General features: G+C 63.0%; 17 protein-coding genes and 1 pseudogene. 12 read left to right on the top strand and 6 right to left on the bottom strand.

What is annotated here, in order from left to right; all coding sequences use genetic code 11:
• Window positions 1–4 precede the first annotated feature (4 nt).
• Together KJQ96_RS02250 and KJQ96_RS02245 are read left to right on the top strand one after the other, a co-directional pair.
• Window positions 5–1,594, top strand: coding sequence for an alpha-amylase family glycosyl hydrolase (locus tag KJQ96_RS02250; RefSeq protein ID WP_213285055.1), 1,590 nt, complete (start codon window positions 5–7; stop codon window positions 1,592–1,594).
• 95 nt (window positions 1,595–1,689) lie between these two features.
• Entirely contained in the window at window positions 1,690–3,294 is a 1,605-nt protein-coding gene (locus KJQ96_RS02245) for an alpha-amylase family glycosyl hydrolase (protein ID WP_213285054.1), read from the top strand.
• 8 nt (window positions 3,295–3,302) lie between these two features.
• Here the strand turns inward: KJQ96_RS02245 and KJQ96_RS02240 are convergent, their stop codons facing one another.
• The 3 genes from KJQ96_RS02240 to KJQ96_RS02230 form a co-directional block, all read right to left on the bottom strand.
• Window positions 3,303–4,010 (bottom strand): DUF3750 domain-containing protein, encoded by a 708-nt coding sequence (locus KJQ96_RS02240; protein ID WP_213285128.1) that lies wholly within the window; start codon window positions 4,008–4,010, stop codon window positions 3,303–3,305.
• 230 nt (window positions 4,011–4,240) lie between these two features.
• A complete protein-coding gene (locus tag KJQ96_RS02235; RefSeq protein ID WP_213285053.1) occupies window positions 4,241–5,266 on the bottom strand; it encodes a YihY/virulence factor BrkB family protein in 1,026 nt (341 codons plus the stop codon).
• A gap of 122 nt (window positions 5,267–5,388) precedes the next feature.
• Window positions 5,389–6,318 (bottom strand): dihydrodipicolinate synthase family protein, encoded by a 930-nt coding sequence (locus KJQ96_RS02230; RefSeq protein ID WP_213285052.1) that lies wholly within the window; start codon window positions 6,316–6,318, stop codon window positions 5,389–5,391.
• Between the two features lie 110 nt (window positions 6,319–6,428).
• Here KJQ96_RS02230 and KJQ96_RS02225 point away from each other — a divergent pair, with 110 nt between their 5' ends.
• From KJQ96_RS02225 to KJQ96_RS02205, 5 genes are all read left to right on the top strand, one after another.
• Window positions 6,429–7,613 carry a CaiB/BaiF CoA-transferase family protein gene (locus KJQ96_RS02225; RefSeq protein ID WP_213285051.1) on the top strand — a complete coding sequence of 395 codons (1,185 nt, stop codon included), beginning with the start codon at window positions 6,429–6,431 and terminating at the stop codon, window positions 7,611–7,613.
• A 352-nt stretch (window positions 7,614–7,965) separates the two neighbouring features.
• The gene (locus KJQ96_RS02220; RefSeq protein ID WP_213285050.1) at window positions 7,966–8,727 is read left to right on the top strand and encodes an SDR family NAD(P)-dependent oxidoreductase; all 762 of its coding nucleotides are present in this window, start codon (window positions 7,966–7,968) and stop codon (window positions 8,725–8,727) included.
• A gap of 34 nt (window positions 8,728–8,761) precedes the next feature.
• On the top strand, window positions 8,762–9,598 hold the full coding sequence (locus KJQ96_RS02215; RefSeq protein ID WP_213285049.1) for an enoyl-CoA hydratase family protein: 837 nt from the start codon (window positions 8,762–8,764) through the stop codon (window positions 9,596–9,598).
• A gap of 256 nt (window positions 9,599–9,854) precedes the next feature.
• Window positions 9,855–12,203 carry a bifunctional salicylyl-CoA 5-hydroxylase/oxidoreductase gene (locus KJQ96_RS02210; RefSeq protein ID WP_213285048.1) on the top strand — a complete coding sequence of 783 codons (2,349 nt, stop codon included), beginning with the start codon at window positions 9,855–9,857 and terminating at the stop codon, window positions 12,201–12,203.
• A gap of 187 nt (window positions 12,204–12,390) precedes the next feature.
• Entirely contained in the window at window positions 12,391–13,644 is a 1,254-nt protein-coding gene (locus KJQ96_RS02205) for a flavin-dependent oxidoreductase (protein WP_213285047.1), read from the top strand.
• A 1-nt stretch (window position 13,645) separates the two neighbouring features.
• Here the strand turns inward: KJQ96_RS02205 and KJQ96_RS02200 are convergent, their stop codons facing one another.
• Entirely contained in the window at window positions 13,646–14,101 is a 456-nt protein-coding gene (locus KJQ96_RS02200) for a cupin domain-containing protein (protein WP_213285046.1), read from the bottom strand.
• A 21-nt stretch (window positions 14,102–14,122) separates the two neighbouring features.
• The gene (locus KJQ96_RS02195) at window positions 14,123–15,298 is read right to left on the bottom strand and encodes an ABC transporter substrate-binding protein (RefSeq protein ID WP_213285045.1); all 1,176 of its coding nucleotides are present in this window, start codon (window positions 15,296–15,298) and stop codon (window positions 14,123–14,125) included.
• A gap of 211 nt (window positions 15,299–15,509) precedes the next feature.
• Here KJQ96_RS02195 and KJQ96_RS02190 point away from each other — a divergent pair, with 211 nt between their 5' ends.
• The gene (locus tag KJQ96_RS02190) at window positions 15,510–16,004 is read left to right on the top strand and encodes a MarR family winged helix-turn-helix transcriptional regulator (protein WP_213285044.1); all 495 of its coding nucleotides are present in this window, start codon (window positions 15,510–15,512) and stop codon (window positions 16,002–16,004) included.
• 42 nt (window positions 16,005–16,046) lie between these two features.
• Here the strand turns inward: KJQ96_RS02190 and KJQ96_RS02185 are convergent, their stop codons facing one another.
• On the bottom strand, window positions 16,047–17,066 hold the full coding sequence (locus KJQ96_RS02185) for an AraC family transcriptional regulator (protein ID WP_213285043.1): 1,020 nt from the start codon (window positions 17,064–17,066) through the stop codon (window positions 16,047–16,049).
• A 254-nt stretch (window positions 17,067–17,320) separates the two neighbouring features.
• Here KJQ96_RS02185 and KJQ96_RS02180 point away from each other — a divergent pair, with 254 nt between their 5' ends.
• The 4 genes and pseudogenes from KJQ96_RS02180 (at window position 17,321) to KJQ96_RS02165 (ending at window position 21,665) form a co-directional block, all read left to right on the top strand.
• Window positions 17,321–17,770 (top strand): cupin domain-containing protein, encoded by a 450-nt coding sequence (locus KJQ96_RS02180; protein WP_213285042.1) that lies wholly within the window; start codon window positions 17,321–17,323, stop codon window positions 17,768–17,770.
• A 33-nt stretch (window positions 17,771–17,803) separates the two neighbouring features.
• A pseudogene (locus tag KJQ96_RS02175) lies at window positions 17,804–19,296 on the top strand (flavin-containing monooxygenase).
• Window positions 19,297–19,483: 187 nt separating this feature from the next.
• Window positions 19,484–21,181 carry a benzoate-CoA ligase family protein gene (locus tag KJQ96_RS02170; protein WP_213285041.1) on the top strand — a complete coding sequence of 566 codons (1,698 nt, stop codon included), beginning with the start codon at window positions 19,484–19,486 and terminating at the stop codon, window positions 21,179–21,181.
• A 25-nt stretch (window positions 21,182–21,206) separates the two neighbouring features.
• Complete coding sequence (locus tag KJQ96_RS02165) at window positions 21,207–21,665, top strand: RidA family protein (RefSeq protein ID WP_213285040.1); 459 nt, start codon at window positions 21,207–21,209, stop codon at window positions 21,663–21,665.
• Window positions 21,666–21,672: the final 7 nt, after the last annotated feature.

Here is a 21,672-nt window from a genome sequence, read left to right as displayed (position 1 = left end):
AGCCATGAATGGTTCGAGGCCGTGGTGGGAATCCGCCGTCATCTATCAGATCTATCCGAGGTCCTTTCAGGATACCAATGACGACGGCATCGGCGACCTCAACGGCATCACCCAGAGGCTGCCCGATCTGGTTGATCTTGGCGTCGACGCGATCTGGGTTTCGCCGATCTTCCGTTCGCCGATGAAAGATTTCGGCTACGACATCTCCGATTACGTCGACGTCGATCCGATCTTCGGCAGCATGGCGGATTTCGAGCGGCTGATTGCCGACGCGCATGCGCGCGGGATCAAGGTGATCCTCGACTTCGTCCCCAACCATTCTTCCGACCAGCATGCGTGGTTTGTCGAGAGCCGTGGGTCGCGGAACAATCCGAAACGCGATTGGTACATCTGGCGCGATCCGGCCCCCGGCGGAGGTCCGCCCAACAATTGGCTATCCGAATTCGGCGGCAGCGCCTGGGAGTTCGACGCCGCGACCGGCCAGTATTACTATCATGCGTTCCTGAATTCCCAGCCCGACCTGAACTGGCGACATCCGGAAGTCGTGGCGGCGATGCGTGACGTGCTTCGCTTCTGGATGCGTAAGGGTGTCGATGGCTTCCGCGTCGACGTCATCTGGCATTTGATCAAGGACAGGCAGTTTCGCGACAATCCGCTTAACCCGAACTATCACGCGGGCAGGCCGCCGAACGAAGCGCTGATCCCGCTCTACACCACTGATCTGCCGGAGGTGCACGATGTCATCGGGACATTGCGCCGAACGATCGACGAGTTTCCCGATCGCCTGCTGATCGGAGAGATATACCTGCCGATCGAGCGCCTGGTCGCCTATTACGGCAGGGATCTCGGCGGGGTACACCTGCCGTTCAATTTCGCGTTGCTCAGTGCGCGCTGGGACGCAAAGCATCTCCAGGCGCTGATCGCGGAGTATGAAGGCGCTCTGCCGAAAGGCGGGTGGCCGAACTGGGTGCTCGGCAACCATGACCGGCCGCGCATTGCCGGCAGAGTGGGGCAACGGCAGGCCGCCGTCGCCGCCATGCTTCTGCTGACGTTGCGGGGAACGCCTACAATCTATAATGGCGATGAATTGGGAATGCCTCAGGTCGATATTCCCCGACATCGCGTGCGCGATCCCTTCGAGCGCAACGTGCCGGGAATCGGCGTCGGCCGGGACGGCTGCCGGACGCCGATGCAGTGGGACGCGAGCCGGAATGCCGGCTTCAGCAGGGTCGATCCGTGGCTGCCGCTCGCGCACGATTGGCGATCTAACAACGTCGTGAACCTGCGCGAGGATGCCCTTTCGATCTTAAATCTCTACCGCCGCCTGTTGCGCGTTCGCAAGGAAAGGCCCGCGCTGTCACTTGGCTCGTATCGGTCGTACGCTGTCGATGGGGATTTGTTGGTCTATTACCGGGAGTTCGATGACTCCAAGCTGCTCATCGCGCTGAATCTCACAGACCAGCCGCAGGCTCTCGCCTTCGAGCAAGGCGCCAGCGGAAAAGTTCTGGTGTCGACCGGCGCAGACCGGGACGGTGAAGCGATAACCGATAGCCTTGCGCTGCGTGGAGACGAGGGTCTTATCATCGAGCTCTGATGACTACGTAAGGCCGGAACTCATAGGAACAACCACTGACCCCCCGCGTTTAGCGCTTGAACGGAGCTTGGCTGCACGGGGTGCTTACGAGGGAAATGTCGAGCAAGCATGCAGGCCCGCGCCATGCCGCGTGGTGGCGCACCGCCGTGATCTACGAAATTGCGGCGATCTCGTTTCAGGACAGCAATGGCGACGGTCAGGGCGATCTTCCCGGCCTGCTGCAACGGATCGATTATCTGCAATGGCTGGGCGTTGGCGCCGTCTGGCTTGCACCCATCTACAAAAGTCCGATGCAGGATTTCGGCTACGACATCGCCGATTTCTGTGCGGTCGATCCCCGCTTCGGCACGATGGAAGATTTCGAACGTGTGTTACGTGCGCTCCACGAGGCCGGCATCAAACTCGTTCTCGATTTCGTCCCCAACCACACCTCCGATCAGCATGTCTGGTTTCAGGAAAGCCGCGCGTCCCGAAACAATCCCAAAGCCGACTGGTACATATGGGCGGAAGCGAGCGCGAACGGCGGCCCGCCGAACAACTGGCTGAGCCGGTTCGGCGGCAGCGCCTGGGAATGGTGCGAGGCGCGCCGGCAGTTCTACTACCACTCGTTTCTGGCCAGCCAGCCCGATCTGAACTGGCGAAACGAACAGGTCCGCCGGGCCATGGCCGACACCATGCGCTTCTGGCTCGACCGTGGCGTCGACGGGTTTCGCGTTGATGCCAGCGCCGTGCTGATCAAGGACGAGCTTCTGCGTGACAATCCTGCCGATCCCGAGGCCGACGGCAACACGCCCCCGCCGCAGAAGTATACGCCTGTCTTCACCGATGACCGGCCCGAAACCATGCGCTGCATCGAGCAAATCAGGAGCGTTCTGGACGAATATGACGAGAGGCTGCTCTGCGGCGAGGTGCAGGGCAAGACCGATCGCATCGGGCATTTCTACGGCAACGACAAGCCGCGGCTGCATCTGCCGCTTAACTTCGCCCTTCTGGATACGGAATGGAATGCGATCGCGCTGCAGGCAACGATCGATGTCTATTTCAATGCGATTCCGGATGGCGCTTGGCCCGACTTCGTGATCGGCGGCCATGACAAACATCGGGTGGCGAGCAAGCTCGGCCAGGCTCAGTCCAGAATTCTGGCGATGCTGCTGATGACGATCCGTGGCACGCCCTTCCTGTTTGCCGGCGATGAGATCGGATCCGAGCAGGTGAAGATTCCACCCGAAAGAATCCAGGACCCATTCGAAAAGCTGGTGAAGGGATTCGATCTCAACCGCGATCCGGAGCGTGCGCCGCTGCGCTGGGACGACACCGAGCGCGGCGGGTTCACTACCGGCGAGCCCTGGCTGCCGCTCAGCGAAGATCGTTCGCGCAACATCGAGGCGCAACGGCGCGACACGCGGTCATTGTTGAATCTCTACCGTGAACTCATCGCCCTGCGGCGCAGGGAGCGATGCCTGTCGCACGGTGAATATCGCCCGCGTCGGGCGCACAACGACATCTTCTGGTTCGCACGAACCCTCGAAGAAACCGAAATCCTGATCGCTCTCAATCTCTGCAGGGAGCCGAGGTTGTGGGAATGGCAGGGCAGCGGCACCAGGCTGATATCGACCTATCTGGACCGCGAGGCGGGCAAGGTCGAGAGCCCGACGCATCTCAGGCCAAATGAAGGCGTGATTGTCAAAGTGAACCGGTGAAGCCGTGATCACGGGCCAAGCGGCAGCCCGAGTCGGCCGACACCCGGCAGTTTCAGTGCGGGGCGGCGGATGTCAAAGCCGAGAACGCCTCCGAAAAAATTGAGTTCGATGCCTTCGATCCATCCGATCGTCAGTCCAAGATAACCTCCGAGCGAAGCAAACACGCCGGTCCGCGACGGCGTGAAGCCAACCCAACTGCCATGGTAAGGATAATCCTTGCCGATCGCCGTCGGCGGCAGCACCGCTTCAAGTTCCGGAACGGCATCCATTATCGCCTGGATGAATGTGTTGGAGTTCGGACCCGGCCAGGCGCTGTAATCTCCATTGGCTCGAAACTTGTACGTCTCGATGACCGAGCGGATTTTGGGAATCAGCGCTTCCGCTTTCGGACCATCGACGCTGACGACCGTTTCGGGAATCTCGCCAAACCAGCGCCCGTCGGCCTGGAATCCGTCGATCCGGATCGGTTCACCCCAGGCCGTATAATCGTAGCGGCTGTAACGGCTGGCCCCGCGCTCCTTCACGACAATCCAGGTGTGAACCGCGAATATCCCGCGCCAGCGTACGGTTCGTGCCGCGAACACCCTGATCACGGCATCGGTGTGTTCGGAAGCCTTGGCAAGAAGCCCGGCGCTTGAACGGTCCGCCGTTTGCCAGTTCACGCGCCTGTCGCCGAGCAGGTATTGCACGGCGGAAACAGCCATGGGAACGAGCATGAGCAGAAGGAAAACGACGAGGTATTTCTTCACGGCGGGAATCAATGTGAGGGGGCACTTGATGTAATGGCTTCAACTCTGATTTCCAGTTCAGCGCTGCGCATTTCCGCGATCAAAAACGCAGAAAGCCGAGCGCAAAAAGCAGGCTGATGGTCACGGCTGCCGAAATTAACAGCGAGCCGAGACATCCCAGCCTGCTCGAGAAAAACAGGAACATTACGCTTCCGCGCCTATGATTTCGCCTCTCCGATCGTGTCGGCCATCGTGGCCCCCCGCTGACCCAGCGGCCTGTTTCCGCCCTCCGTGCTATCGGCTGCGGTCTGATGTTCGATCTCTGCATTGAGCTCAGCGCCAAACAACACCACGATCGTCGACATCCACATCCATATCATCAAGCCGATCGCCGCCCCGAGCGAGCCGTAGGTCGCGTCGTAATTTGCGTAATTGGCAAGATAGAACGACAGCAAAGCCGATCCCGCAAGCCATGTCAGCGTTGCAAGCACGCTGCCGACGCTCAGCCAGCGCCATTGCGCCGAGCGGCGGCTTGGTCCGAACCGATAGAGCACCGCAAGGCCAAACAGCATCATCAGGACCAGGACGGGCCAGCGTCCGAATCGAAACAGCGCATCGGTCACGGAGCCGAGTCCGATGGTGGACAGAACGATCGGGAGTGCGACCACGGAGCCGATCGCGAGAAGCACCGCAACCAACCCGCCAAAGGTGAGTGCGAGGGAAACCGCGTTGAGCTTGAAGAACCCGCGCTTCTCGTCCTCGTCATAGACCACATTGAGCGCATCGATGATCGCCTTGATGCCGCCATTGGCGCTCCACACGGCAAGGAAGAAGGAGAACAGAAACGCCAGTCCCAGTCTGACCTCGCCCTGGGCCAGCACCCGGCCGACCTGATCTCTGACGATGCCGAGAGCGCCCTCCGGCAGGATGCCCGCAAGCATCGTCATGTGGTCGTTGATCGTACTTGCATCGGCGAACAGCGCGTAGGATGAGACGAGGGCGGTGATTGCCGGGAAGAGGGCGAGCAGGCCATAGAACACGACGCCCGCGGCGACCGCGAGCAGCCGGTCTTCGCTGACCTGCTGATAGGTCCTGATCAGGATGTCCTTCCATCCTCTCCAGGGAATTTGCCATGGGGACACTGCGCGGCGACCGCGGCCCTGATCGCCGGTAGGCGCTGAAGCGTCCCGCTCGCCCCGGTCGGCTTCGGACTTCGATTCATTCAGGTAACTCGCGTTGCTCATGGCGAACCTCGCGCGTCTCTTCGCCTTAATGCGCAGAGAGCGGCGACGTTCCTCCGTCAAGTCGCGATGCGCAGGCCGTTACGCCGTGCCGGAGAGCGGTGCTGGTTGATGGCGGCTATCTATTACCGTCCCCAGCGCAACACCACGGGATCGAGTTGGCGGGCGATTTCGATGAGACCGGCGCGCGCCGCCGGGTGAACCCTTTGCAGGGGATGACGAACCGCGTCCGAGCCGATCACGCCGCCTTCCTTCATCAGGATCTTGGCGGCCTGCAAGCCGCACTGGCGGTTCTCGTAATTGATCAGGGGCAGCCAGCGCGCATAGGCTGCCATCGCTTCCTCGCGGCGGCCTGCGAGATAGGGATCGATGATCTGCCGGATGCCATCAGGGTAGCCGCCCCCCGTCATGGCGCCGGTCGCCCCGGCGTCGAGATCGGCCATCAGCGTGATGGCTTCCTCGCCGTCCCAGGGACCTTCGATGTGGTCGCCGCCGGCCGCGATCAGATCGCGAAGCTTCGCGGCCGCCATCGGCACCTCGATCTTGAAATAGCGGATATTCGGAATTTCCCGCGCCATGCGCGCCAGCAGGTCGACCGAAAGCGGCGTCCCGGCAACGGGCGCATCCTGGATCATGATGGGAATGTCGACGGCGTCGGAGACGGTGCGATAGAATTCGAAGATGGCCTTTTCCGGCACGCGGAATGTGGCGCCGTGGTACGGCGGCATGATCATAACCATCGCCGCGCCCGCGTCCTGGGCCTGGCGGCTGCGCTCGGCGCAGATGCGCGAACCGAAATGCGTCGTCGTCACGATCACCGGCACCCGGCCGGCGACGTGCTCCAGCACCGCAACCATCACTCTTTCGCGCTCGGCATCGGTGAGGACGAACTGCTCGGAGAAATTGGCCAGAATGCACAGGCCGTTCGAGCCGGCGTCGATCATGAAATCGATGCAGCGCCGCTGCCCTTCGAGATCGAGCTCCCCCTGATCGTCGAAGATGGTCGGAGCGACAGGGAAAACACCGCGATAGGGCCGTTGTGCAGTCGGGGTCATTTAGGGATGTTCCGTTCGAAAGGGATCAGTGATTGTATGGCCGTCCCATTCATTCATCAACATGATAGAAGGCTCGTCACGATCGGGCAGCCAGACAAGGAAAAACACCGATGGGGGGAGTTCTGGAGGGCATTCGTGTCCTCGATTTCGGGCGTTATATCGCAGGACCGTATTGCGCGACATTGCTGGCGGAGTTCGGTGCAGAAGTCATCCGGGTGGAAAAGCGCGACGGCAGCGAGGACCGTTTCGTGGCGCCGGTCGGCGAAGGCGGCGAGGGCGCGTTGTTCCTGCAGGTCAACCGCAACAAGAAATGCATCACGCTCGATCCCATGAAGCCGCAAGGCCAGGAGGTGATGCGCCGACTGGTTGCGACATCAGACGTCGTCGTCGCCAACCTGCCGCCGCAGACGCTGCGCGCGATGAAGCTCGACTATGAAACGCTGAAGGCGATCAAGCCGGACATCATCCTGACGACCGCGACCGCTTTCGGCGGCCCTGGGCCGTGGTCGGACCGCGTCGGCTTCGACGGCGTTGGCCAGGTGATGTCGGGCGCGGTCTACATGACGGGCAAGGGCGATCCGCCGTACCGCGCCGCAGTGAACTGGGTCGATTTCGGCACCGCGCTGCATTGCGCCTTCGGTACGCTCGCCGCGCTGATCGAGCGGGCGAAGTCCGGGCGCGGGCAGATCGTCGAGGGCGCGCTGCTCGCAACCGCGCTGTCCTTCACCAACGCAACGCTGATCGAGCAGGCGGTGATATCAGCCAACCGCGCGCCCACGGGCAATCTCGGCCAGACCGCGGCGCCCGCCGATATCTACCGCACCAGGGACGGCTGGGTGCTGTGCCAGGTCACCGGCCATCCTCTGTTCATCCGCTGGGCCAGATTGATGGGCGAGGACCATTGGCTGAGCGATCCGCGCTTTGCCGACGACATCAAGCGCGGCGACCACGGACCAATCATCAGCAAACGGATGGCGCGCTGGTGCGCCGAGCGCACCACGCAGCAAGCCGTCGATACGCTTGGCCAGGCGATGATCCCGGCCGGACCGGTCTTGAGCCCGCAACAGGCGCTGGAGCATCCGCACATCCGCGCCACCGGCTTCATGCAGGATGTCGACTACCCCGGCTTGCCGAACCCCGCGCCAGTGGCGCGCGCCGCGGTGCGGCTGTCGGAGACACCAGGCGAAATCGTCACGCGCCCGCCGACGCTCGGCGAGCACACCGATCGCGTGCTGGCCGATATCGGTTACGACGCAGACGCGATTGCAGCGCTGCGAAGAGACGGGATTATTTGATGCTAACGCGTAGGGTGGGCAAGGAGCGTAGCGACGTGCCCACCATCTATCGTCGAGCGCGCTTCTCGATGGTGGGCACGCTGTCGCTTTGCCCAGCCTATCGCGACTATCCGTCGTCCCTGCGAACGCAGGGACCCATACGCCGCGGCGGATGTTGCCTTGCGGGGATGGTCGACGACTTTCCCTCAACGATCAGCAGCGGTGGCTATGGGTCGCTGCGCCGAGTGCGCGATTGCGCACGGAGGCATGGACGACGCTTTGATTTGGGACCACCATACCCATCGTCCGCGGCTTCCTTGCAAAAGCTTGAAGTTAAAATATATGCTGAACTCTAATCCTGGAGGCTTGACCGATGCCCCAATTGTCGCGTTCCTGCCATGCGCTCGTTACCGGCGGCGGGCGGGGCATCGGCCTTGCGATATCGGCGGCACTGTCGAAAACGGGTGCAACGGTAACAGTGCTCGGGCGCAACCGCGCGACATTGGATGAAGCGGTTGCGTCCGGCGCAGCGCAGTTTGCAGCCGTCGCTGATGTCGCCGACCAGGCTTCAGTCAAATCGGCAGTAACGGAAGCCATCGCGCGGCAGCCGATTGACATCCTCGTCGCTAATGCCGGCGCGGCGGAGTCCGCGCCGTTCGGTCGCTCCGATGCGGCGCTGTTCCAGCGGATGATGGACGTCAATTTCATGGGCGTGGTCCACGCCGCGCAAGCCGTGCTGCCCGGAATGCTGGAGCGCCGCCGCGGCCGGATCGTCGCCGTCGCGTCGACTGCCGGCCTCAAGGGCTACGCTTATGTCTCGGCCTACAGCGCGGCGAAACATGCGGTGATCGGCCTCGTTCGTTCGCTGGCGCTGGAGACGGCCAAGAGCGGCGTTACCGTGAATGCCGTGTGCCCCGGCTTCACCGAGACCGATCTCTTGGAAGTCTCGATCGACAACATCATCAAGAAGACCGGTCGCAGCCGCGAGCAGGCGATCGCGGAGTTGTCAAAGCACAATCCGCAGGGACGTCTCGTGGCGCCGTCGGAAGTAGCTGATACCGTGCTCTGGCTCTGCGGCGAGGGCGCAGGTGCCATCACCGGGCAGGCCATCGCGGTTGCCGGTGGCGAGGTCTGACTGGGTCAACGACAATGCAATTCAGGGAGATCCCATGAGCAAGCCTGCCAATCCCGTCACGCTGCCGCTGGCCGACTATTCGCCGAAGCATTTTGTGCTGGCGGTCGTGGATCGCGTCGCCACGGTGACGCTCAATCGTCCTGAGCGAAAGAATCCACTGACCTTCGAAAGCTATCGCGAGCTCACGGATTTTTTCCGCGCCTGTGCAATGGACGATGAGGTCAAGACCGTCGTCGTCACCGGTGCCGGCGGCAATTTCTCGTCCGGCGGCGACGTGTTCGAGATCATCGGTCCCTTGATCCAGATGGACACCAAGGGGCTGACCGCCTTCACCCGCATGACCGGCGATCTGGTGAAAGCGATGCGCGCGTGTCCGCAGCCGATCGTGGCCGCCGTCGACGGCATCTGCGCCGGCGCGGGCGCGATCATCGCCATGGCGTCGGATCTGCGCCTGGCCGCGACGGGCGCCAAGGTTGCGTTCCTGTTCAACAAGGTCGGGCTCGCCGGCTGCGACATGGGGGCCTGCGCGATCCTGCCGCGCGTCATCGGGCAGTCGCGGGCGTCGGAACTGCTCTACACCGGCCGCTTCATGACCGCGGAGGAGGGTGAGAAATGGGGCTTCTTCTCCAGGATCGTCACCCCGGAACAGGTGCTGCCGCAGGCGCAATTATTGGCCAAGCAGATTTCGGAAGGACCCACCTTCGCCAACACCATGACCAAGCGTATGCTGGCGATGGAATGGGCAATGTCGGTGGAGGAAGCGATCGAAGCCGAGGCGGTGGCGCAAGCGCTCTGCATGACCACGGAAGATTTCGCAAGGGCGTTCGAGGCGTTCTCGAACAAGCGAACCCCGGTGTTTCAGGGGAATTGAGGGCTGGGCGTGTTCCGGACGCGGTGCAGCGTCCTCCCGGCGATGCGAAGCATCGTCCGGTACGCTGCTCCGCAGGGCCGGGACCACGCCGAGTGGGCCCCGGAACAGCAGCGCACCGCCATAGCGCGTCAAAGACGCGCGTGAACGCGCTTATGGCGCTGCGCAGCATCCGGGGCGCGAACAGCCCTTGCCCAAAAATTATTTTAGGCTTAAAGTAATTCGGAACTAGCCCGACGGCCTGTTTCGGAGGCGGTAGATGAAGATCGCGATAATCGGCGGCGGACCGGCCGGTCTCTATGCCGCGATCCTCTTGAAGAAACAGCGGCCGCAGGCCGAGATCACCGTCTATGAGCGCAACCGCGCCGACGACACGTTCGGCTTCGGCGTCGTGTTCTCCGATGCCACGCTGGACAATTTCGAAAAATACGATCCGCCGAGCTACCGCCGCATCACCGAGGAATTCGCCTATTGGGACGACATCGCCGTGCATTTCCGCGGCACCGTCCATCGCGTCGGCGGCAACGGCTTTTGCGGCTGCTCGCGCCGCACGCTGCTGTTGATCCTGCAGGAGCGCGCCCGCGAACTCGGGGTCACATTGCTGTTCGAAACCGATATCGACGACGAAGCCCGTTTCGCCAACACCGATCTCATCGTGCTCGCCGACGGCATCAACAGCCGCTTCCGCGACAAGCACATCGAGCATTTCCAGCCGCAGATCGACCTGCGCTCCAACAAATTCGCCTGGATGGGGTCGACCCGGCCGCTTGACGCGTTCACCTTCATCTTCCAGGAGACAGAGTGGGGACCGTTCATCGCGCATGCCTATCAATACGAGGCGGGGCGCTCGACGTGTCTCTTCGAGACCGACGCCGAAACCTTCCACCGCGCCGGCCTCGAAGGCCTCAGCGAACGTGAATCCGCTGGTCGCATGGCCGAAATCTTCGGCTGGTTCCTCGATGGCCATCCGCTGCTGATCAACCGCTCGACGTGGCGCAATTTTCCGATGATCCGCAGCCAGCGCTGGATCAAGGACAACATGGTGCTGCTCGGCGACGCCAAAGCGACCGCGCATTTCTCGATCGGCTCCGGCACCAAGCTCGCGATGGAAGATGCGATTGCGCTCGCCGACGCCATGGCGCAGGCGCCGACCGTCGACGCCGCGTTGCAGACCTACGAGCAGGGGCGGCGCGAGGAGGTCGAGAAGACCCAGCACGCCGCCGACGTGTCGCTGGTCTGGTTCGAGCACGTCGACCGCTTCTGGGATTTCGATCCCGTGCAGTTCGCGTTCGGCGTCATGACCCGCGCCAAGGCGATCACCTACGATAACCTCACGCTGCGCGCGCCGGAGTTCGTCCGCGAAGTCGACAAGGCGTTTGCGAAGCAGGTTCGCGCCAAAGGATTCGATGTCGATCTCGACAAGCCGACGGCGCCGATGTTCCAGCCGCTCAGGCTGCGCGAGATGGAAGTCGCGAACCGCGCGGTGGTGTCGCCGATGTGCATGTATTCGGCGAAAGACGGCGTGCCCGGCGATTTCCATCTGGTGCATTACGGCTCGCGCGCCATCGGCGGCGCGGGACTGATCTTCACCGAGATGACCTGCGTCGGCCGCGACGCCCGCATCACGCCCGGCTGCACCGGTCTGTGGAACGACGAGCAGCAGGCCGCCTGGACGCGCATCGTCGATTTCGTCCACGCCAATTCGGCCGCGAAGATCTGCCTGCAGCTCGGACACGCCGGCCGCAAGGGCGCAACCAAATTGATGTGGGAGGGCATGGACCGGCCGCTGGAAGAGGGCGGCTGGGATACGATCTCGGCGTCACCATTGCCTTACTTCCCCGACAGCCAGGTGCCGCGCGAAATGGATCGCGCCGCGATGGACCGCGTCAAGGAGGAGTTCGTGGCGGCCACGTTGCGCGGGGTGGCTTGCGGCTTCGACATGCTGGAACTGCATTGCGCCCATGGCTATCTGCTGGCGAGCTTCATCTCGCCGCTGACCAACCAACGGACCGACGAATATGGCGGCCCGCTCGCCAACCGGCTGCGCTATCCCCTTGAGGTCTTCGAGGCGATGCGCGCGGCGTGGCCGGCGCACAAGCCGATGTCGGTGCGCATCTCGGCGACCGACTGGGCGGCGGGCGGCGTCACCGGCGACGACGCGGTCGCAATCGCGCGCGCGTTCGCCGAAGCCGGCGTCGATCTCGTCGATGTCTCCACGGGCCAGACCGTGCGCGATGCGCAGCCGGTCTATGGCCGCATGTTCCAGACGCCGTTCTCCGATCAGGTCCGGAACGAGGCTCGCGTCGCGACCATGTGCGTCGGAAACATCACCACCGCAGACCAGGTCAACACGATTTTGGCCGCCGGTCGCGCCGATCTCGTCGCGCTCGCCCGGCCGCATCTGGTCGATCCGTTCTTCACGATGCGGGCTGCGGCCTGGTATGGCGCCGACATTGCCTGTCCGCCGCAATATCTGCCCGGCAAGGAACAAATTTTCCGCAACAGCGTACGCGACCGGCAGGATTTCGAGGACCTCAAGATCAAGGCTAAACCGAAAACCCGCGCCGAGCTGAAGGCCGAGGCGACAAAGCCGCTTGCAGCCGAATAGGCCGAATGGCAGGCTTGGCTCGATCCCTCCCTCTCCCCGCCTTCGCGGGGAGAGGGTCGGGGTGAGGGGCTCTCACCGCAAGCAGTGAACGCGGTGAGTCCGGTACCCCTCACCCGGATCGCAACGGCGATCCGACCTCTCCCCGCAAGCGGGGCGAGGTTGAAGATGGAGAGTTGGAGTTACGCGCATGAAAGCGATCATCGTCGGAGGCGGCATCGGAGGCCTTACCACCGCGCTGATGCTGCGCGCCCGCGGCATCGATTGCGAGGTGTTCGAGCAGTCCGACGCCATCCGCGAACTCGGCGTCGGCATCAACACGCTGCCGCATGCGATCAGAGAATTGACCGCCCTCGGCTTGTTGGACCGGCTCGATGCCGCCGCTGTTCGCACCGATCAACTGTACTATCTCAGCCGCCACGGCCAGGAAGTCTGGCGTGAGCCGCGCGGCCTTGATGCCGGACACGACGTGCCGCAATTCTCGGTCCACCGCGGCCGCCTGCAAAGCGTGATTCATCGCGCCGTCGAGGAACGGCTCGGCCACCAGGCGATCCACACCGGTTGCCGTCTCGGCGCGTTTACGCAGCATGAGGGCGGCGTGGTCGCGCACTTCTTCGACCGCACCGGCGCCCATGTCAAAACCGCGCGCGGCGATATTTTGATCGGCGCCGACGGCATTCATTCGCGCGTGCGCGAGATGCTATTTCCGGACGAGGGACCGCCGTGCTGGAACGGACATATGCTGTGGCGCGGCGCGCGCGACTGGCCTGCATTCCTGACCGGCCGCTCCATGATCGTGGCCGGCGGGCTGAATGCCAAGGTCGTGGTGTATCCGATTGCGGAAGGCTCGAGTCCATCGAGCCGGCTGACCAATTGGGCTGTCATGGTGAAGATCGGCGACGGCAATTCGCCGCCGCCGCGCCGCGAGGACTGGTCGCGGCCCGGCAAGCGCGAGGAGCTGATGCCGCATGTCGAGCGCTTCAAGGTGCCATATGTCGACGTGCGTAGCCTGATCTCGGCGACGCCGGAATTTTACGAATATCCGTGCTGCGACCGCGATCCTCTGCCGTACTGGACTCGGGGACGCGTCACGCTGCTCGGCGACGCCGCGCACCCGATGTATCCGGTCGGATCGAATGGCGCCTCGCAGGCGATCCTCGACGCGCGGGCGCTGGCCGATGAACTGGCGCGCGCCGAACATCCGCGCCAGGCGCTGGTCGCCTATGAGAAGAAGCGCCTGCCGATGACCGCGGAGATCGTGCGCGCGAACCGTCGCGGTGGTCCCGAAGGCGTGATCGACGCTGTCGAGCAACTGGCGCCGGACGGCTTTACCGATATCGAAAAGGTGCTGAGCCACGCCCAGCGCGAGGCGATCGTGCGCGGCTATGCGTCAAAGGCCGGCTTCGCCCCGCCGCAGGTCGGGCTCGCAGCGGTGCGGGCGTAACTCACGCCCCCGGAGGCGGCGGCAGGAAGTGGATGTTGTGCTCGGCCGCCAGCGCCACCACCGCGTCCGGCGTCTGCTCCTTCATGTTGTGGATCGCCCAGAATAGGTCGTAGAGCCGCTGCGTCGGCGAGACCCAGAACAGCGTCTTCGCGGTCCGTCCCGACTTGTTGAAGATGCCGTGCGGCTTGCCCATCGGCAGCCGCACCAGATCGCCGGGGGTAGCCTGCGTATCGGCGCCGTCGAGGAAAAAGTCGAGCTGTCCTTCCAGGATGTAGAGATACTCGTCCTGATCGGGATGGATGTGCGGCGGCACAAAAGTCTCGGGCGGCAACGTCGCATGCCAGGAGAAGGAATGCTCGGTGATGCTCTTCGGCACATAGGTCTGGCCGAGAATGCTCCAGGAAATTCCCTGGATTCCCTCGTTGGCGCGGGTAATGCCGGCGATTTCAGTCTTCATGGTATCGCTCCCTCTCGATTGTTATTTCGCGGGCGTGCAATCCTTGGCATAGCGATCGCCGTAATTGGAAAACACCTTCTCGACGATCTCGGTCTGGAATTTGCCGTCCGGACGCTTGGCGACCTTGGTCAGATAAAAATTCTGGATCGGATAGCCGTTCACGTTGAACTTGAAGTCGCCGCGCAGCGAAGTGAACTCGGCCCTCTTCAGCGCTGCCGAGACAGCGTCCTTGTTCTTCAGATCGCCCTTCACCGCCTTCACCGCGCTGTCGATCAGCATGGCCGTATCATAGCCCTGCATGGCGTAGGTGCCGGGCACGCTGTTATAGGCAGCCTCGTACGCAGCGACGAATTTTTTGCTGTGGGGATTGTCCATGTTCGGCGCCCAGTTGGCGCCGCCGAACATGCCGACGGCGGCATCCTGCTGCGCGGGCAGGGTCGATTCGTCGACCGTGAACGCCGACAGCACCGGGATCTTGTCGGCGAGGCCGGCCTGCCGGTACTGTTTGACGAGGCCGACGCCCATGCCGCCCGGCATGAAGGTGAACAGCGCATCGACCTTGGCGGAGGCGATCTTGGTCAGTTCGACCTGGAAATCCAGCGTGCCGAGCGGGGTATAGCTCTCCTCGACGATCTCGCCCTTGTAGTCGAGCTTGAATCCGGCCGCCGAATCCTTTCCGGCCTGATAGTTCGGCACCAGCACGTACACGCGCTTGTAGCCGCGGTCCTGGGCGACCTTGCCGAGGATCTCGTGAACCTGGTCGTTCTGGTACGAGGTCACGTAGAAGAACGGACTGCACTCCTTGCCGGCATAGCTCGACGGCCCCGCGTTCGGGCTGATCAGGAACGTCTTGTTCCCCGTCACTGGCCGGTGAATGGCCTGCAGGATGTTGGAGAAGATCGGCCCGACGACGAAATCCACCGTCTCGCGCTCGAGCAGGCCCTTGGCCTTGGTCACGGCGCCATCGGGCTTGAGTTCATCGTCGACGACGATCACCTCGACGTCCTTGCCGGCCATTTTGCCGCCGAGCTCCTTGACCGCGAGCTGGAAGCCGTCGCGGGATTGCTGGCCGAGTACGGCCGCCGGGCCGGACAAGGTCGTGATCACGCCGATCTTGATCTTCTCCTGCGCTGCGGCCGGAGCGGTGGCAAACCCCAGCAAAACGGCAAGCCCTGTCAGTTTGAAAGACTGCTTCATTTGTTCCTCCGTTCGGCGGCTCGGCAGCCAAAACCTGCGCTACATCAAATGCTCGGGGCGCAGCTTATTCTGACGGCGACGGCACCCGCAAGCACAACACATCCATGCAAGCCATGCGCCAATTGCTTGAAACTTAAAGAAATCTGGACAATGATCCCGAGAAGCGCTCTGTTCGGGCTCGCCGAACGCCCAACCCAGACAAGATAGGATCATGACTCTCGATTCAGAGACCAAGGCCGTCGAGCTCCCGGAGCATCATGGCGACGAACTCAGGCTGTGGCTTCGCCTCCTGACCTGCACGACCCTGATCGAAGGCGAGGTACGCAGCCGCTTGCGCGAGCGCTTCGACGTCACGCTGCCGCGGTTCGACCTGATGGCCCAGCTCGACAAGGTGCCGGAGGGCATGACGCTGTCCGATGTCTCGAAGCGGATGATGGTTTCGAATGGCAACGTCACTGGCCTCGTCGAGCGCCTGGTCGAATCCGGGCATCTCGACCGCCGCACCTCGGAGGTCGACCGCCGCGTGCAGGTGATCCGGCTAACCAAGGCCGGCCGTGCCGAATTCCGCAAGATGGCGGCAGAGCACGAACTATGGATCGCCGATATTTTCGGAGACCTGACGCCGAAGGATGTCCGCGAGCTGATGCGCCTCTTGGCCAAGACCAAAACTTCGGCGCAGAAGGCCGCGAGGGCGCGGACCCCCTGATATCCGACGCCGCGGAGGATCCGTTGAGCAACTCGCCGGACGCTAGTTCATCCCGCGCATAGTCGCCGACGGCGTTTCGCCGAACTTGGCGCGATAGGCGCTTGCCATCCGGCTGAGGTGTGTAAAGCCGAGCTCGAATGCGATATCGGTGATGCTTTCGTCAGGGGAGGCAGCGGTCAATCTGACATTGAGATGCGCCAGCCGGATGTCGCGCAGCATCTCCGAGATCGACGTTCCGAAATGCCGCCGGAAGCCGAGCTGTAGCGCACGGATGCCCGTGCCTGCGGCTGCAGCAAGCTGCGCGAGATCGAGCGGCTCGTCCGCGTGCGCGGATAAGAACTCGCGCGCCCGTCGCAACGATTGCGGCAGCGTTTCGGCCCGGCCGCCAAACCGCTCGATCGCGTCGCTGGCGCTGTGATGCTGGCCGTGGAGCAAAGCACCCAACAACGTCTCGCGCATATTGGCTGCTGTTATCGGCGACAGCCGCTGCTGCGGTCCGAGGCATTCGGCAAGATCGACGAACTCCAGGATCTGTGACTGAAGCGCGCGGCCGGCTGCGGAGGAGAGGTCGACCGCGGGCTCGAATTCGACCGCGCCTGCCGGTCGCCCCGATAACGCCGCGGCCCGATGCTCTATCAGGCGGCGGTCGACCAGCAGAATGATCTGCGCGCAATTGCTCTGCCAAGTCATTCGCGTCGGGATCGTCGGCGACAAAAGTGAGGCGCTGGCGCCTGGGGCGGTTGTGATGTCGCGCGAGGCGGTTTGGATCCGCGCCGAACTGTGCACGGGGATTTGCAACAGGAAGAAGCGTTCGAGGCAGCCGGGGTCGATCGACACCGATCCGCCATAGGCGACGTAGTTGACCGATAAGCCGCCAAAGACGGCGCTGTTGTGCAACGCAAAGAACTCAGATGATGTCGTTTGCTCGGGCGTCAGTCGATGCGGGCAGAATATCCGCCCCACCGCGTCGGCGGCAGCATCGACGCTGTCGGTCGAAACGCGGTTGAATGCCGCCAGCCGGACGGTTGGGTCATGGCTGACAGTGCTGGTGCCCGTCTCCACGGCCCCGCCCTCCGCATTATTTGAAGCCTATAATATCTCTCGGAGCCGTGGTTGGAAAGGCGATTTGGTAGTCGTGGGTGCCTGGTCGGAAGGCAACGCGGTCTGTTCGTCATTCTGCGCCGCAGCAATCTGAAAAATCTCGCGCGAAGCCGGCCGGATTCGTTTTCCGGCTAGACGACCGCTTCGGCCCGATCCAGCCTGCGCGAACTATCTTCAGACGTCGCAACCACATCAACTGCGAGAGGAGGGGCGATATGGCAGCGCTCGAAAAAGGCATCACCCCCAAGGGCACCGGCTACGGCGGCAAGACCTGGAATATTCTCGGTCAGGTCTACTTCCCCAAGGCCGTGACCGATTCAACCTTCGCCTTCGAGACCAACAGCGAGCCCGGACAATTCGTGCCGGTGCACGTTCATCCCACGCAGGATGAATTCATCCTGGTGCAGGAGGGCGTTCTCGATCTCAAGCTCGACGGCGTCTGGGTGCAGGCCAAGGCCGGCGACCTGGTTCGGATGCCGCGTGGCATCCCGCATGGCTACTTCAACAAAGCAGACAAGCCGGCCCGCGCGCTGTTCTGGGTGTCGCCGATGCAGAAGCTCGAAGCGCTGTTCAACCAGCTTCACAATCTGACCGATCCCGAAGAAGTGGTCCGGATCTCGGCGCAGCATGAAGTGAACTTTTTGCCGCCCGAGGCCAACGAATAGCTCGCTGAACTCATCCTCGCTGGAGACGTCGTCATGGTCAGCCGAAAGAAAGTCTGCGTCATTGGCGCAGGCGTATCCGGACTTGCGGCCGCAAAAGCCTTCGCCGCGCGCGGACATCAGATCACGATCGTCGAGCGCAGCGGCGATCTTGGCGGCGTCTGGGAGCCAGCGCGGTCCTATCCCGAGGTGCAAACGCAGAGCCCGAAGGATCTATACCGCTACACCGACAAGGCGATGCCGGATTCTTATCCGGAATGGCCGAAAGGTCCGCAGGTCCATGCCTACCTGACTGAGTACGCAAAGGACAACGATCTCCTCGGTGCCATCTGTGCTTCAACACGACCGTGGTGCAAATGGATCGTCGGCCCGATCCTGCGCCGGGCTGGCGGCTCGATCTGCGTGGGCCGGACGGCCGCACCACTCCCGAAGACTTCGATTTCGTCGCGGTATGCACCGGGCAGTTCAATGAGCCGCACATGCTCAGCCTGCCGGGCGAAGACGCCTTCAAGGCGCAGGGCGGGCGTATCCTGCACTCCTCGCAATACAACGACCCGGCTATCGTCAAAGGCCGCAAGATCGTCGTGCTCGGCGGCTCGAAGTCGGCGACAGATATCGCCGTCAACGCGGTCAACTCCGGGGCGGCGGAAGTGACGCTGGTGTACCGCGAGCCGGTGTGGCGGATTCCCTATTTCATCGGCGGCTTGGTCAATTTCAAACGCATTCTTTACATCCGCGCGCAGGAGGAGATGTTTCGGAGCTGGGGCATCGGCGCGATGTCGCGGTTCGCGTATGTGGTGGCAAAACCGCTCGTCTGGGCCAACTGGCGCGGGCTGGAGAGCCTTCTGAAAGTTCAGCTCAAGCTCAGCAAATGCGACATGGTGCCGAAAGAGCGGATCGAAGACGGCGTCAACTGCTCGGTGCCGATCGCGACGCCGGGATTCTTTCCGATGGTCGCGGACAAGCGCATTAAGGCCATCAGAGGCAGTTTTGAGCGCTATGATAGCAATACGATCGTGATGACCGGCGGGCAGCGCGTCCAGGCCGACGTGGCCGTGCTCGCGATCGGCTACAAACTGGGTGTGCCGTTCCTGCCGCAGGCTTACCGAGACAGACTGGTCGATCCCGACGGGCAGTATCGGTTCTATCGGCTGATTGCCAACCCGGACCTGCCAGAGATGGGATTCGTTGGCTTCAACTCCAGCTTCTGCACGGTGCTGTGCGCAGACCTCGCCGCGAACTGGCTGGTGCGCTATGCCGATGGCCAGCTCGTCCGTCAGCCGACGCCCAAGGAGATGCGGGATAACATCGAGATGATGCTGCATTTCAAGCGCGTCGAGCGGCCGGCCGCCGGCATCTATGGCGGGCTGTGCGTCGCGCCCTATCATTTCAAGCATTTTGACGAATTGCTGGCCGACATCGGCGTATCCGGACGCCGGCGCAATCCGCTGGTGGAGAAATTTACCCCGCCCGATGCCGCCGCCTACGGCCGCTTCCTCGCCGCGGCGCCGGACTACCGGGCCGCCTGAGGGAGACGAGTTCCAGGCCGGGGCGCGGCCGTTAATCTCTGAAGGTGGGGAATACGCGATTCCACCCTTGATTCCACCCTTGCGAACAATTGTTTTAAGCCTAAAATGATTTGTCGAGACGGCGTTGCCGGGCGTCCTCGATATTGATCTCGAGCCTTTCATGGATGGAAGCGAGGGGAGATTGAAAATGTCAGGTAGCACTCCCAGCCGGACCCTTGGTCGGTCTCTCGGCCCGTCGGGCCACGTCGACGATTTTACGCGGCGAAATCTGCCGCCGTCAGAGCAATGGCCGGATCTGCTGCTCGATCGGCCGGAATTTCAGTATCCCGAATATCTCAACGCCGCAGTCGAACTGACCGATCGGATCGTCGAAGAAGGCTGGGGCGATCGGATCGCACTGATCGGCAACGGCCGCCAGCGCACCTACAAGGAATTGGCTGACTGGTCCAACCGCCTCGCGCATGCGCTGGTGGAGAACTACGGCGTCAAGCCCGGCAACCGCGTCCTGATCCGCTCCGGCAACAACCCGGCGTTGGTCGCGGCGTGGCTCGCGGCCACAAAAGCAGGCGCCGTCGTCGTCAACACGATGCCGATGCTGCGCGCCGGCGAGCTGAGCAAGATCGTCGACAAGGCGGAGATTGCGCTGGCTCTGACCGACAGCCGCATCGCCGACGAACTGGTCGCGTGCGCGAAGACCAGCCGCTTCCTGAAGCAGGTGGTGAATTTCGACGGAACGTCGAACCACGATGCCGAGCTCGACCGGGTGGCGCTGAACAAGCCGGTCCGGTTCAACGCGGTGAAGACAGGGCGCGACGATGTCGCCCTGCTGGGATTTACCTCGGGCACGACGGGCGAGCCGAAGGCGACGATGCATTTCCATCGCGACCTCATGATCATTGCGGACGGCTATGCCAGGGAAGTGCTCAACGTTACGGAGGACGACGTTTTCGTCGGCTCGCCGCCGCTGGCCTTTACCTTCGGGCTCGGAGGGCTGGCAATCTTTCCCCTGCGCTTCGGCGCAACGGCGACGCTATTGGAAAACGCGTCGCCGCCCGAAATGGTCAAGATCATCGAAACCTACAAGGCGACGATCTGCTTTACCTCGCCGACCGCATATCGCGCGATGATGGCGGCGATGGACAATGGCGCCGACCTGTCGTCGCTGCGGCTGGCGGTTTCCGCCGGCGAGACATTGCCGGCGCCGGTGTTCGAAGGCTGGACCCGCAAGACCGGCAAGACCATTCTCGACGGCATTGGCTCCACGGAATTGCTGCACATTTTCATTACCAACCGGATCGGCGATGCGGTGGCAGGGACGACGGGACATCCCGTGACGGGCTACGAGGCAAAAATCGTCGACGACGATATGAACGAATTGCCGCCTGGCACCGTCGGCAAGCTCGCGGTGCGCGGACCGACCGGCTGCCGCTATCTCGCCGATGCGAGGCAGTCGAACTATGTGCGCGACGGCTGGAACCTGACGGGCGATACCTTTGTCCGCGACGCGAATGGCCGGCTGTCCTTCGTCGCCCGCTCGGACGACATGATCGTTTCCTCCGGCTACAACATCGCAGGCCCCGAGGTCGAAGCGGCGCTGCTGTCGCATCCTGCGGTCGCCGAATGCGGCGTGGTCGGCGCGCCTGACGAGGCGCGGGGCATGATCGTCAAGGCTTACGTGGTTCTGGCCGGCGGAGCTGCTGCCGACGCTGCGCTGACGCAGGCCTTGCAGGATCATGTCAAGCAGACGATTGCACCCTATAAATATCCGCGTGCAATCGAATATGTCGCGCAACTGCCGAAGACCGAGACCGGCAAGCTGAGGCGCTTTGCGCTGAGGCAGATGGCTGCGGCCGGCCCGGCGTCGCCAAGCGTTGCCGCGGAATAATTTCTAACCTGATGGAGAAAAGCCGGTGACCGCCCCCAAAGGCCCCACACTGAGCGTGGTGCCTCATCCCACGACCGACACCTCACCGCCGGGCCCGCAAGTGCTGCAGCCGAGCGGCTGGCCGATGCCGAAAGGATATGCCAACGGCATGGCGGCCGGTGGCCGGCTCGTCGTGACCGGCGGGGTGATCGGTTGGGATACGCAGGGCCGCCTGGAGCCCGATTTCGTCGCGCAGGTGCGTCAGACGCTATCCAACATCGCCGAGATTCTTGCCGAGGGCGGCGCCAGACCTGAGCATCTGGTGCGCCTGACCTGGTATGTCGTCGACATCGAGGAATATCTCGCGAGCCTGAAAGAGCTCGGCCGCGTCTACCGCGAGATTTTCGGCGCGCATTATCCGGCAATGGCGCTGGTGCAGGTGGTGCGCCTGGTCGAGAAGGAAGCCCGCGTCGAGATCGAAGCGACGGCGGTGGTGCCGCGCTGAAACCCGC

This window comes from Bradyrhizobium sp. sGM-13, assembly GCF_018398875.1.
Taxonomy (GTDB): Bacteria; Pseudomonadota; Alphaproteobacteria; order Rhizobiales; family Xanthobacteraceae; genus Bradyrhizobium.
Note: the sequence above shows the minus strand (reverse complement) of the source record. Positions and strands in the feature narration are given on the sequence as shown.

Bases quoted from the DNA above. Each gene is read 5' to 3' on its own strand.
- KJQ96_RS02230 (WP_213285052.1), bottom strand. From the start codon at position 6,318: ATGACCCCGACTGCACAACGGCCCTATCGCGGTGTTTTCCCTGTCGCT.
- KJQ96_RS02190 (WP_213285044.1), top strand. From the start codon at position 15,510: ATGACTCTCGATTCAGAGACCAAGGCCGTCGAGCTCCCGGAGCATCAT.
- KJQ96_RS02210 (WP_213285048.1), top strand. From the start codon at position 9,855: ATGAAGATCGCGATAATCGGCGGCGGACCGGCCGGTCTCTATGCCGCG.
- KJQ96_RS02250 (WP_213285055.1), top strand. From the start codon at position 5: ATGAATGGTTCGAGGCCGTGGTGGGAATCCGCCGTCATCTATCAGATC.
- KJQ96_RS02205 (WP_213285047.1), top strand. From the start codon at position 12,391: ATGAAAGCGATCATCGTCGGAGGCGGCATCGGAGGCCTTACCACCGCG.
- KJQ96_RS02170 (WP_213285041.1), top strand. From the start codon at position 19,484: ATGTCAGGTAGCACTCCCAGCCGGACCCTTGGTCGGTCTCTCGGCCCG.
- KJQ96_RS02180 (WP_213285042.1), top strand. From the start codon at position 17,321: ATGGCAGCGCTCGAAAAAGGCATCACCCCCAAGGGCACCGGCTACGGC.
- KJQ96_RS02195 (WP_213285045.1), bottom strand. From the start codon at position 15,298: ATGAAGCAGTCTTTCAAACTGACAGGGCTTGCCGTTTTGCTGGGGTTT.
- KJQ96_RS02215 (WP_213285049.1), top strand. From the start codon at position 8,762: ATGAGCAAGCCTGCCAATCCCGTCACGCTGCCGCTGGCCGACTATTCG.
- KJQ96_RS02225 (WP_213285051.1), top strand. From the start codon at position 6,429: ATGGGGGGAGTTCTGGAGGGCATTCGTGTCCTCGATTTCGGGCGTTAT.
- KJQ96_RS02240 (WP_213285128.1), bottom strand. From the start codon at position 4,010: ATGCTCGTTCCCATGGCTGTTTCCGCCGTGCAATACCTGCTCGGCGAC.
- KJQ96_RS02245 (WP_213285054.1), top strand. From the start codon at position 1,690: ATGTCGAGCAAGCATGCAGGCCCGCGCCATGCCGCGTGGTGGCGCACC.
- KJQ96_RS02220 (WP_213285050.1), top strand. From the start codon at position 7,966: ATGCCCCAATTGTCGCGTTCCTGCCATGCGCTCGTTACCGGCGGCGGG.
- KJQ96_RS02235 (WP_213285053.1), bottom strand. From the start codon at position 5,266: ATGAGCAACGCGAGTTACCTGAATGAATCGAAGTCCGAAGCCGACCGG.
- KJQ96_RS02200 (WP_213285046.1), bottom strand. From the start codon at position 14,101: ATGAAGACTGAAATCGCCGGCATTACCCGCGCCAACGAGGGAATCCAG.